This window comes from Gilliamella sp. Pra-s60 (genome assembly GCF_009795755.1).
Taxonomy (GTDB): domain Bacteria; phylum Pseudomonadota; class Gammaproteobacteria; order Enterobacterales; family Orbaceae; genus Gilliamella.
In genome coordinates, this window is record NZ_WTFA01000048.1 from 1 (window position 1) to 474 (window position 474).

A 474-nucleotide genomic window follows, 5' to 3' on the forward strand; every position below is an offset into this window, starting at 1 on the left:
CAGGTCCATCTAACATATGGAATCCTAGTAAGGGCTTCTTAACTCAATCAACAAGTCCATCATCTTACGACAGGAACTTTCCAACGACTGGTTCAGATGGTTTGTATTTTGATTTGGATATAGGTGGTATTGACGGAAGTCAGTTAAGTTGGACAGTTAATACAAGTGGTAGTATAAGAGCAACGGTGAGTTGGACAAGGCCGCGTTCTGGTACATTCACAGACCCTTGGGGAAGTACAGTCCAAGCTGATAGATGGATTAGTGATAAATCCAAGAATGTAACACGGGTAACGTTGCATGGTCCTAAGGCAAGTAGTAGTCAAATAAACTCAGATAATCCTAGTTCACTAACACGTCCATCTTTGCCACAGACTTTCGAGTTGGTGGGAAGGGATAGAAGTGGTAATGAGGTTCGGTATGGATTTGTGTTGAGGCAGTGGTTCGTCAATCGTACTAAATCAGATACCGCTTATC

Annotated in this window: 1 protein-coding gene; it reads left to right on the top strand. The window is 42.6% G+C overall.

The features are described 5' to 3' along the window. Window positions 1–474 (top strand): hypothetical protein (locus GQ596_RS10965; RefSeq protein ID WP_160401756.1); only part of this gene is annotated, 474 nt, incomplete at both ends.